Genomic DNA, 11,178 nt, shown 5'->3' with positions numbered 1-11,178 from the left:
GCTTTAGATGATGCTTAATAGCCATCTTTAGAATTATGTAGAGACGTTACATGTAACGTCTCTACAAATAGGGGAAAAACTGTGCAAACTAAATCGCTGGAATGGGCGCAAAAGTTATAAGCGATCGCTCGAAAAAGTATCCTTGAATCTGCCCTGTGATGTCAGTACTTTTTTAAGTTGACAACATTCTTATGCAAAATTGACTTCTAGGGTATAAGAAAAATCACCTATAGAGGTACTACCAGAGAAAACTCCGCCATCTTCAAGCGAGAAACCAAATTTACTCACTGAAATGGAGTACGTACCTGTACCCAGGGAACTAGTGATTAATGATCCCTGGTCTGAGCCACCATCGTCGTCCCTTTGTAATAAACTTCCAGCGCTGTCAAACAGATTGAGAACTGTATCTCCCGATGTTACCGTACTGATAGTGACAGTTCCTGGATTTGCTAAAGAAAATGTAAAAAAGTCGAAATCGGAATTATCCCCTGGTTGAACTGTTGTTAACTGGGCCAAGAGATTAATGTCTGAGCCTGATGATAAGGAACCTAAACCTTCAGCGCCCTCTAGTGAGTTGTTTGTACCTTCTCCAGGATTTTCTCGCTCATAGAAAAGGAAGTCATCACTATCAAGTCTGAGATTGTTTCTCCCCTGCACAATACCTATGTTCTCATCTTGCTCTGCTCCTGGTTTGTCTAACAATATTCTTGTGTTGCTTCCAACAACTTGCAGGCGGTAGTCTTGTGGAGTTCCTTTAAGTTCAATTCGATCTTGGCTATAGTCGAAGTCTGTAATAGTAGCCAAGTCCCCAAAACCAGGACTCGAAATGTTGTTATCGTCGTAAAAAATATTTGCAGCGTCACCCAGGATAAATCTATCTGCCCCAGCCCCACCTGTGAAGCGATCAGTTTCCCCTATTCCAGGTGGAAGCGAACTTCCAGGGAAAATGCCAATGAGGATATCGTCTCCAGCCCCACCATTGAGTACCTCATTGCCGGGCCCACCCTGTAGACTATCATTGCCGTCGCCACCATTGAGGATATCATTGCCATCACTACCATCTAGAGTATCATTGCCTCCTCCACCATTCAAAGTGTTGTTAGAAGTATTACCAAAAATGAAATTGCTAAGACTATTACCTGTCCCGCTAATGTCGCCACCTTCCCTCAGCGTCAGGTTTTCCAAATTGGCCCCTAGTGTGTAGGAGACAGAAGACCGGACGGTATCTGTACCTGAATTTGCAGCTTCGGTAATCCTATCAACAGGACTGTCAACTATATAGGTGTCGTCACCTGCTCCCCCAATCAAAGTGTCAGCACCCAAGCCCCCATTAAGTGTGTCGTTTGCCGTCCCTCCTGCAAGGGAATCGTTACCACCCAAACCATTCAAGATATCGTTACCTGAGGGACTATTGGCATTACCATTACCAGCCCAACCAACTATGGTGTCATTTCCCGAAGTCCCAGAAATATTGTCAGGACTTGTAGTGCCGAAAAAAAATGCCATGTTATTTCTCCTGAATTTTTCACTAATACGTGAGTTCAGCTTCAGTCAAAGAACTATTCATCAGTTCAATGTAGATTACTTGCCATTTGTGTAATCTAAGTTAAAAACCACTAATTATTTGGTTAATAACTTCTAAATAAAAGATCCAGTTTTTTATTGTGGGCTGATCCTGAAAGTCCGCCTTTGCTTGCGGGTGAGCGAGACGCCTACTCTAAAAAATTAGATATTTTCTTTTTTTAAATTCCTTTAATTGATGACCCAAATGGTAAGTAATTAGATCAAAAGATTAAATTTAGTTCTTTTTTTGATTTTGGTTTGAACTCACGTTCTAATTAATTAAATATCATACAATGCAATGCTACGTTAACTTCTTATCAAATCTTCATAAATATTATTTATAATATTTAAATACATTTATATATAATAATTATGATGGATGTTGAATTTAATTTTAATTACAAATTATTTACGTATAATAATTATCTTGGTGGACTTTGCGATATTTTTCAGATGAAGCCTTATCGTGAGTAAAGATTACGAATGTCTGACTGAAATGAGTGAAGCTGCCCTTTTATTGGGTAAAGGGGGACACGTTACCGTGTTCCCCCAGCTACAAGAGAAAGTATTCTTGAATCTGCCCTCTGATGTCAGGACTTTCTTACAGCAGTTTTCGATCAAACCCACCACAACAATAAATCCTAAAACAAAGCCCAGTATTGCTTTTATTTGTGGCACATTTGATAGCAATTCGCTGTAAGTTGACAACATTCTTATGCAAAACTGACTCCTAGCGTATAAGAAAAATCAGGTACAGAACTGCTACCAGAGCAGAGAAAATTCCGCCAGAAAATTTAAAAAAGTCGAAATCGGAATTATCTCCTGGTTGAACTGTTGCCAACTGGGCTAAGATATTAATGTCTGAGCCTGATGATAAGAAACCTAACCCTTCAGTGCCCTCTAGTGAGTTGTTTGTATCTTCTCCAGCATTTTCTTGCTTATAGAAAAGTGAAGTTGTTACTATCAAGTGTGAGACCTACTACGCCTTGCACAATACCTATGATTTCATCTTGCTCTGCTCCCAGTTTGTCTAAGAAGATTCGTGTGTTACTTCCAAGAGATTGCAAGAGGTAGTCCTGTGGAGTTCCTTGGAGTTCAATTATATCTTCACTAGGGTTGAAGTCAGTAATAGTAGCTAAGTCCCCAAAACCAGGATTCGTAGTGTTGTTATCGTCGTAGAAAACACTTAGAGCGTCACCAAGGATAAATCTATCTGCCCCATCCCCACCTGTGAAGCGATCAGTTTCCCCTATTCCAGGTGGAAGCGGACTACCAGGGAAAGCACCAATAAGGATGTCGTCTCCAGCCCCGCCATTTAGTACTTCATTGCCTGGCCCGCCCTGTAGACTATCATTGCCGTCGCCACCATTGAGGATATCATTGCCATTATTACCATCTAAAGTATCATCGCCTCCTCCGCCATTCAAAGTGTTGTTAGAAGTATTACCAAAAATGAAGTTGCTAAGATTGTTACCTGTCCCGGTGATGTTGCCACCTTCCCTCAGCGTCAGATTTTCCAGATTGGCGCCTAGTGTATACGTGACAGAAGACCGGACGGTATCTGTGCCTGAATTAGCAGCCTCTCTAATAGTATCAAGAGTATTATCAACGAGGTAAGTGTCGTCGCCTACTCCCCCATTCAAAGTGTCAGTACCCAAACCTCCATCAAGTGTGTCATCGCCATTATTACCGGATAATCGGTTATTTTGCCTGTCACCAACAATGCTGTCATTTGCATTTGTGCCGATGACATTATCAAAGTTGACTGCTGTAAATGACAATCTTCCCAAGCCAGGAACGTTGTTGGCAGCCAGACTTTGGGTTTGCAAGTTAACAGTGATAGATACCCCAGGCAAAGATTGGGATGTATCTATAGTGTTGTTGGCAACATCAGGATTAGCAATAACCCTTTCTACTCTAAAGAGTTGGTCTTGTCCAAATCCGCCAGATTTTTGAATGGTTCCAACACCTGACAAGGTAATGACTTGATCTAGTTGACTGTAGTCTGCGGTATCATTGCCATTTCCGCCATTAATGCTGTCATTACCCTGGCTGCCTATGAAGGTGTCATTGGCTGCACCACCTATTAGAGTGTCGTTTCCTGTGCCACCATCAAGTGTGTCATTGCCATTTCCACCGATTAGACTGTCGTTTGCTGTCCCACCTGCGAGGGAATCGTTACCATCTGCACCATTCAAAGTGTCATTACCGGAGGTACTATTGGCATTACCACCACTAGCCCAACCAACTATCGTGTCATTTCCCGAAGTCCCAGAAAGATTGTCAGCACTTGTTTTGCCGAAAATAAATGCCATGTTATTTCTCCTGAATTTCTCACTAATATGTTAAGTTCAGCTTCAGTCAAAGAACTATTCATCAGTTCAATGCAGATTACTTGCCATTTGCGTAATCTATAGCAATCCGAGTCAGATTTTTTGGTAGCAAATCTTTTTTTATACCAAAAAATAATTTTCTATTAAAGAAATGCATATTAATATGCATTCTTTTAATTCATATAGGAATCTAGAATTTATGTAAAACTTAATAATACTTAAGCATTACATAATTATTCGGTCGGTTTAGCCGACCAAATGAGCCACATCTCTACCGGCGGCGCTAGCTTGGAGTTACTTGAAAGCAAGTTATTACCTGGAATTGCGGTTTTAAATGATGGTTAATAGCCATCTTTAGAATTATGTAGAGACTTTATCTGTAAGGTCTCTACATTAAATAAGGGAAAAACTGTGGAAACTAAATGCCTGAAATTACAATCTTTAATTTAACAACGTTCTTATGCCACACTGACTTCTAGCGTATAAGAAAAATCAGGTACAGAACTGCTACTAGAGAAAGTTCTGCCATCTTCAGGAAAGAGGAAATGCATCCACTGCTAGCATCAAACTGGGGTCAAGCACACCTTAAAAGGGCTAGTACTAAATTTTTTGCTAAGTAATCGCACAGAATTATTTACACATGAGTTTCCAGTCTGGATAAGGTTTTCATACCTTAATTTTGTGTAATTAATTTTGTTTAGCTACTTATGCGATCGCACGGGAAGTAAAATTATGTCTTTTCTAATCCTTCTCGGATTTTGGCCTTTTTCTACCAAACAAACTAGTCATACTTAACCCAGTAACCAACAATCCCAATAATCCTAATCCGTTTAAAATCGGGTAGATTCCCTGTAAACCAAATATTTCACCACGATGAATGGAAAGCAGTAGACTACGCCCTACTCCCAGGTTAGCTGACCACTCACCTACCAGCGTAGCTGCAATTCCAGTTAACAATGTTACAGCAAGCGGTAAAGCCAAAATAATTGCCAGAGTCCGGTGGTACTTGCGAAATGAAAGCATTATCCAAAATCTCCAGTGGAAACTATAGCACTTTGCTATTTGTTCAAAGCCAGATATAAAGACTGTTTTCTTAGTATCTTGTGTCTTTTGACCAAAAAATAATTTGGATGCAGAGCAACTAAATTCACTTATGGGGTTCAAAATTATTGACTTTTGACTTCCCCAAAGGGGCTAACTTCTGCTCTATGTTAGCTTTACCTCACGTTTTAGAAACACTGGCGATATTTGTGTCAAGTGTTTGTAACCCTTTAACAGCTTTCGCTTTATCTTTTGCCTTCAGCGCACCCTTCACCTGAGTCGCAGCATCTTCGATTAAATTATAGGTTTTTGAAGATTTAGTTTTGACACCATCCTCAACCTTAAACCAAGAGTTTTCAAACTTATTAAATTCTTGTTGAGCTTTGTCAAAGTTTCCGCCTTGCACCATAGTTTTGGTATTTGAAAGTACACTGACCAAAGTCTTAAAACCTCCCTGTGTAGCAACAGTTGTTTTGGATACTGCTGTCCCCGCAGTGGTTTCAGTGGTAGCAGGAGCCTGGGTAGTAGATTTTTGATCGCTGTTGCATCCTACTAATGTCACTAAGGTAATTGCAGTAACGGAGATGATGTAGATTAAGCGTTTCATAAGACCTTTTGAATAATGATAAATCGCCAAATACCGACAGTATCAGCTAAAGTTGCTGGAGATGTAGGAAGATTTGATGGAGGTTTTCGTTCGGGAAACCTTTGTCTTATTCTATACACATTTTTATTAGCACGGGTGCATCAAGGCTGTTTTTATATGTTAATTATTAGGTTTATACTCGATCATTTTTGATTGGGAACAAGGTGCGATTTGTTACCTGCTTTCTGATTAAAAAATCTTCAATGCAGTTAACAAATTCTTTTAACTCTAAAATTAAGTTAGTAGTATTTCTAAGGTCTTGATGGTAAGCCAATCGTTCTAGTTTGTTAGATGCTAGATACATAGCTGTGGCTCCAATGTTGGCACTAGCACCTTTAAGGTGATGAGCTTCTCGCGCAATTTGCCCAAAGTCATGAGATGCGATCGCTGCTTTAATTATCTCTAAACGGGGTTTAATATCTTCAACGCATACTTGCAATAAACTTAACTCAAATTCTGTGTCATTTCCCGATATCCGATGCAAGTGTTCCCAATCAATTGCTAAATCAGTAGTAATCTGCTCATATACAACTGCCTCTTGTTTTGAAAGGATCACACCTGTCCAATGCTCTAGGGTTGCAGCCAATTTTTCTTTAAACACCGGCTTAGTTAGATAGTCATCCATTCCGGCATTGAGACACCTTTCTTGATCTTCTTTCATCGCATTAGCAGTCATCGCAATCACTACAGGACGACGACGGAGAGCAAAAGTATCTTCTTGCCAACGATGAATTTCTTTTGTGGTTTCTAAACCGTCAAGAATTGGCATTTGGCAATCCATTAGAATCAAATCGTAAGGAATTTTTTCTAATAGCTGCAAAACTTCCTTGCCATTAGCAACGACATCGGCTTTGTAGCCCAAACTATCGAGTTGCTTCAAGGCTACTTTCTGATTCACCAAATTATCTTCAGCTAAGAGAATTCTTAACTTCGATTTAGTAGCGGGGTAAGGAGAAGAGGAGGTCAGAATGCCTGAATCTGGACTCTGGATTTTTTCAGTAGCCTTTAGCCAAGAGCCTTTAGCTCCTTGTTCTGATTCTGACTGAGTTTCTAAAATATTCATAATGGCATTGAGGAGTCGTGATGGCTTAATCGGTTTGACCAAATAAGCAGCAAATCCACTTTTGAGCGTCTGCTGCACTTCATCCCGTTGATTGGTAGAGGTGAGCATAATCAAAGGTATTTCAGCAATTGCAGAATTTGCTTTAATTTGTTCTTCTATTGTCATGTCATTTTTTATATCAACCAAGGCAACATCATAAGATTTACCCTGCTCATAAGCTGACTGAATAACTTTGAGGGCAGCAGCAATACTGTCAGCTTGATCTACCTGCATTCCCCAATGATTAGCTTCATGGGAGATAATTTTGTAATTAATAGCGTTGTTATCCACCAATAACAAGCGGCGATTGTTCAAAAGTCCGCGTTCGCATTTTGGTACAGGCTCAACAAGCTTTGTAAAAAGTACCTCAAACCAAAACTTAGATCCTTTTCCGATCTGACTTTCTACCCCAATTACTCCTCCCATCAAAGTTACTAGTTGTTTACAGATGGCTAATCCCAAACCGGTACCACCATACTTGCGAGTAGTCGAAGCATCCACTTGGGTAAATGGCATAAAGAGTTTGCGTTGATCTTCAGGGCTGATGCCAAGACCTGTATCTGTGATGGCAAAATGGATGGTGGCTGTAGTAGAGGTAAGAGAACGCAATTCGGCTTGTACTAATACTTCGCCAGCGCTGGTGAACTTGATAGCGTTGCTGATTAAGTTCATGAGAATTTGCCGCAGCCTACCAGTATCTCCTTTGAGCTGGGTGGGGACGTTATGCTCAATTAGTGCGCCAATTTCTAATCCCTTGTTATGGGCTGAGGGAGCCAATAATTCCACTACTTCTTCTAGACAAGTGGATAGGTCAAAATCTAGAGTTTCAAGAGCCATCTCTCCAGCCTCAAGTTTGGAAAGATCCAAAATCTCGTTGATTAAACTTAAAAGCGCGTCTCCACTGCTACGAATTGTTTCAATAAAATCTCGCTGTTCTGGGTCTAAGGGAGTATCTAATACTAAACCGGTCATGCCCAATACAGCATTCATCGGAGTGCGAATTTCATGACTGATATTTGCCAAAAAGGAACTTTTCGCCTGAGAAGCTAATTCGGCTTGGCGACGGGCAATTTCAAGTTCTTGTCGCTGACGAGTTTCTGCTGCTAATAGTTGGGCTTGGGCTAAGGCAATACCTACTTGGTCGGCTATTTGCCGCAAAAGATGAGTTTCAAAGCTAGACCAGTGGTGGGAATCGTCACACTGATGAACTATGAGCAAACCACGAAGTTCTTCTTTGACAAGAATGGGCACAACCAAATTGACTTTGACCCCAAACTGTTGGATTAATTGTAGATGGTTTTGTTCGACTTCTGGCAAATCGAAATTAGCTAGCCCTAAAATTTGTCCTTGACGGTACTGCTGTAGATAGTACTGCTGTAGATATTCGGCTCGAAAGTAGGGGGCGCTGATGTTTTGCTCTTTGATTGTTGGTAATCCAGAAACTACTGCTTCAATGACCGTGGTTGCAGACTCATCTGGCAAAACTTGGTAGATTAAAACTCGGTCAGTCTGGAGAATTCTTTGTACCTCCTCGACAGTGATTTGGAGAATTTCTTCGATTTGCAAAGACTGGCGAATCTTAAGGGCGATTTCGGTAAATAATTGCGATCGCAAGTTTTGCCGTTGTACTTCTTCTTCAGCCTCTTTACGCTGGATAAATTGCCCCACTTGCTCACCGATAGAATTCATCGTTTTGATCAAATCTTGGTCAGGCGCTTGGATTTGACGGTTGAAGCAGGTAATCACGCCAAGGATTTTGTCACCACTGCGGATCGGAAAACCAAAAGCTGCGTGTAATTGTACTTCATCGCTGATTTTGAAGCGGAAGAAACTGAGTTCTTTAACGATATCAGCGATCCAAACAGGTTCAGAACTAGCCCAAACCCGGCCAGGTAGTCCACTTCCTGGTGCAAAGGTGGTTTGCCGATTCAGGGCTTCAAACTCTTGCAGATCAAGGGGTGCTTTATGCCACATATCGAGAAAACGCAGCACATTTGCTTGCTCATCCACCATCCAAATTTCACCCAAATCCCATGCCAAACTCTCGCAGATCCCTTGCAAGATTTGGCGAGTTGCAACGCCCGTGGTGGCGGACTCTGCTAAAATGCGAGTTGCAACATATTGTGCGGTTAAATGCTGTTGTGCGCGTTTGCGAGTGGTGATGTCAATGCCAGTGCTAACAATGTATTCCACCGATCCTTCATAGTCTTTTAAGAAGGTATTCGACCAGGCAATTAGTCGGCGGCTGCCATCTTTCATTACCCAATAGTTTTCCTGTTCTAGGAAGCCTCTCCCAGTTAGCAATTGCTCAAAAACTGCTTTGGCTGACTCTACCTCTTCAGGAAGTAGGAACAAGTTCCAAAAATGCCTACCCCTCACCTCATCGAAGGAGTAACCTGTTGTTTGCTCACAAGCTTGATTGAAGCGAACAATTTGCCCTTGGGAGTCGGCAACTACTACTAAGGCGCTGGCTGTATCCAGGACTGCTGAGATAAAGTTGCGTTCTTGGTTTAAGGCTTCTTCTGTATTTTTGCGCTCAATGACCTCACGATAGATGAAGTAGTAGACTACAGCAAGAACGATAAAACTTAGGCAGATGGCGATCGCAAGTGTCAGAATTATGTTGCGACTAGTGGCTTTTTTTGCTTGTAACTGCTGTTGGAGTCGTCCCCTTTCCTCGTTTTCCATCTCATTGATCGCCTTGCGGATATCATCCATGAGATTTTGTTGATCATTTTTCACTAGTACTTGTAATGCCGCCTCTAATCCCTTGTTTTGGCGCAAGTCAATAGTCTGTTTTAGTTCAGTAAATTTAGTCGTTATTAGAAATTCAAGGGTTGCAATTTGCTTTTGTTGATTCGGTTGATCTGCTGTTAACCTTTTCAGGTTGGCAATTTCTTGCTCGGCGTTAGTAAGTGCTGCTTGATAAGGTTTGAGATAAGTTTGTTTTCCAGTGAGGATGTAACCACTTTGTCTAGTCTCAGCATCCTTTATCTGGTACTGTAGTTTTTCTAGACTGTTGATTTTTTTATAAGTGTTTTTTACTATACTGCGATTATTAGTAGATACTCTTGTATTTTGATAAGAAACTACGCCAATCAGAACTAAAATTGCCGATGCTAAACCAAAGCCTGCTACAATCTTTTTGAAAAATTGCTTGCTTACCTGCTGCGCCTGTTTGCTTTTCTTGGTTACAAGTACCAAACTTGCTAAATTTCGCCGTAATTCTAGTTGCTTGATGACTTGACGGCCTAAAGTTCGTAATGCCTCCACTTGTTCTGGTGTAAGTTCTCGTGGTACATAGTCAATTACACATAAAGTTCCTAGCGCATATCCTTCCGGATTAGTCAGAGGTACACCAGCATAAAACCGAATCTTTGGGCCAGATGTTACCAGTGGGTTGGTGGCGAACCTTTCGTCATCTGTTGCATCAGGCACAACGAAAACATCAGGCTGTAGAATAGCATGGGCACAGAATGCCAAATCTCGATGTGTTTCTAGGGCATCCATTCCGACTTTTGACTTGAACCACTGACGGTTTGTATCAATTAAGCTAATTAAAGCAATAGGAGTCTGACAAATATACGAGGCTAAATGGGTGAGGTCATCAAAAGCGGCTTCAGATGGCGTGTCGAGAATCTTATACTGCAAAAGCGTCTCGATTCTCTGTGCTTCGTTATCAGGTAATGGTGCTTTCATCCTTATTCTGGGGATTAGGAACTGGGGACTGGGGATTAGGGATTGGGGGATTGGGGATTAGGGATTATTAAAAAAGAAGTCCTTATTTTGTTTCTTCTCATTCCTTAGTACTCAGTACCCAGTTCCCAGTCCCCAATCCCCAGTACCCAACTCAACAAACTTACTTTAATTAATGACAACACTTTAGTTAAAAGCGTTAGCGTAATTTCACTGAGTTCGATCTTATTAAAGAATCTGTTAAATGATTAAGTCCCTACTGTATTTTTTGTGGGCTGGTTTATTGGAAATCGGTGGCGGCTACCTAATCTGGTTGTGGTTGCGCGAAGGTAAGCCTTTATGGTGGGGCATATTAGGTGGAATTGCTTTAGCTTTCTATGGGATTATTGCAACTCTCCAATCGGCAAATTTTGGCAGAGTGTATGCGGCTTATGGTGGCGTGTTTATCGCAATGGCAATGTTTTGGGGTTGGAAGGTAGACGGGGTAACTCCAGACCGTTACGACTTAATCGGAGCATGTTTAGCTTTAGTGAGTGTTCTAATTATCATGTTTGCACCCAGAACTTAAGTAAAATTTTTATCAAACAGAATTCAGGAGTCAGGAGCCAGAAAACAGACATGAATTTTGAACTTCATAGTGGATGAATAAACGGGTTTAAGACCCCTACCAAATTGAAAATTTGGTGGTGCAACAATTCAGTGGCGGGTCTGAATCCCCCACTGATAGCGCAGCTCCTTCGACGCAGGAGCGTCTTGCATTCTGGTTCCTGAATTCTGACTTCTGAATTCTTCTTCAA

Annotated in this window: 7 protein-coding genes; 2 read left to right on the top strand and 5 right to left on the bottom strand. The window is 41.2% G+C overall.

Features of this window, described 5'->3' with window-relative positions; translation table 11 throughout:
• Positions 1-189: 189 nt before the first annotated feature.
• Entirely contained in the window at positions 190-1,506 is a 1,317-nt protein-coding gene (locus tag VE944_RS08610) for a pre-peptidase C-terminal domain-containing protein (protein WP_324975201.1), read from the bottom strand.
• Between the two features lie 523 nt (positions 1,507-2,029).
• Between VE944_RS08610 and VE944_RS08605 the strand changes: the two genes are divergently transcribed.
• Positions 2,030-2,263: a hypothetical protein gene (locus tag VE944_RS08605; RefSeq protein ID WP_324975199.1), complete on the top strand. Its 234-nt coding sequence runs from the start codon at positions 2,030-2,032 to the stop codon at positions 2,261-2,263.
• Positions 2,264-2,501: 238 nt separating this feature from the next.
• On the opposite strand, the gene VE944_RS08600 is transcribed toward VE944_RS08605, so the two are convergent.
• The 4 genes from VE944_RS08600 to VE944_RS08585 all read right to left on the bottom strand — a co-directional run bounded on the left by VE944_RS08600 (position 2,502) and on the right by VE944_RS08585 (position 10,384).
• Positions 2,502-3,878 (bottom strand): calcium-binding protein, encoded by a 1,377-nt coding sequence (locus VE944_RS08600; protein WP_324975196.1) that lies wholly within the window; start codon positions 3,876-3,878, stop codon positions 2,502-2,504.
• A 759-nt stretch (positions 3,879-4,637) separates the two neighbouring features.
• Positions 4,638-4,919, bottom strand: coding sequence for a peptidase (locus VE944_RS08595; protein WP_324975193.1), 282 nt, complete (start codon positions 4,917-4,919; stop codon positions 4,638-4,640).
• A 199-nt stretch (positions 4,920-5,118) separates the two neighbouring features.
• The gene (locus VE944_RS08590) at positions 5,119-5,574 is read right to left on the bottom strand and encodes a DUF4363 domain-containing protein (protein ID WP_324975190.1); all 456 of its coding nucleotides are present in this window, start codon (positions 5,572-5,574) and stop codon (positions 5,119-5,121) included.
• A 142-nt stretch (positions 5,575-5,716) separates the two neighbouring features.
• Positions 5,717-10,384, bottom strand: a complete 4,668-nt coding sequence (locus VE944_RS08585; RefSeq protein ID WP_324975188.1) for a GAF domain-containing protein — start codon at positions 10,382-10,384, stop codon at positions 5,717-5,719.
• A gap of 241 nt (positions 10,385-10,625) precedes the next feature.
• Here VE944_RS08585 and VE944_RS08580 point away from each other — a divergent pair, with 241 nt between their 5' ends.
• Positions 10,626-10,949 carry a YnfA family protein gene (locus VE944_RS08580; protein ID WP_324975185.1) on the top strand — a complete coding sequence of 108 codons (324 nt, stop codon included), beginning with the start codon at positions 10,626-10,628 and terminating at the stop codon, positions 10,947-10,949.
• The last annotated feature ends 229 nt before the right edge of the window (positions 10,950-11,178 follow it).

This window comes from Nostoc sp. (assembly GCF_035638895.1).
Classification (GTDB): domain Bacteria; phylum Cyanobacteriota; class Cyanobacteriia; order Cyanobacteriales; family Nostocaceae; genus Nostoc.
Note: the sequence above shows the minus strand (reverse complement) of the source record. Positions and strands in the feature narration are given on the sequence as shown.

What these genes read in the sequence shown, in the direction of transcription:
- VE944_RS08610 (WP_324975201.1), bottom strand. Translation starts at nt 1,506, where the DNA reads ATGGCATTTTTTTTCGGCACTACAAGTCCTGACAATATTTCTGGGACT.
- VE944_RS08600 (WP_324975196.1), bottom strand. Translation starts at nt 3,878, where the DNA reads ATGGCATTTATTTTCGGCAAAACAAGTGCTGACAATCTTTCTGGGACT.
- VE944_RS08595 (WP_324975193.1), bottom strand. Translation starts at nt 4,919, where the DNA reads ATGCTTTCATTTCGCAAGTACCACCGGACTCTGGCAATTATTTTGGCT.
- VE944_RS08585 (WP_324975188.1), bottom strand. Translation starts at nt 10,384, where the DNA reads ATGAAAGCACCATTACCTGATAACGAAGCACAGAGAATCGAGACGCTT.
- VE944_RS08580 (WP_324975185.1), top strand. Translation starts at nt 10,626, where the DNA reads ATGATTAAGTCCCTACTGTATTTTTTGTGGGCTGGTTTATTGGAAATC.